This is a genomic window from Escherichia sp. 94.0001 (genome assembly GCF_013369155.2).
Lineage (GTDB): Bacteria > Pseudomonadota > Gammaproteobacteria > Enterobacterales > Enterobacteriaceae > Escherichia > Escherichia coli_F.
Window position 1 is genome coordinate 1 of record NZ_JABWMS020000282.1, and the last position, 300, is coordinate 300.

Sequence of the window (300 nt, forward strand, 5' to 3'; positions counted from 1 at the left end):
AAAAAGCCAGTTAACATTTTTTTCGCACAACAAACTGAATAATAAAGATAAAAACAGAAAAAAGGCCGAACAGCCAGTTAACATGTTAACTGGCCTGAAACGGGAATTTTTTCTCTGCATGAGAGGGGGGGCGGTGTCCAGGGCGATCGTTTTTTTTCGCCGGATGATCCCCCCCGGGTCTGGTCACAGGCCAGTGATTCCGTCGGCCCTGAGCGTGCCATCAGGAAGCTCAGGCAACGTCGGATCAGGCATACCACTCGCCGTTTCACTGACTGACTTCTGGCGATGGCATTCGGTACA

At 50.3% G+C, this 300-nt stretch carries 1 pseudogene; it reads right to left on the bottom strand.

The window, feature by feature from the left end:
- Positions 1 to 183: 183 nt before the first annotated feature.
- Positions 184 to 300: pseudogene (locus HEN33_RS25730) on the bottom strand (HNH endonuclease); the annotation flags it as partial.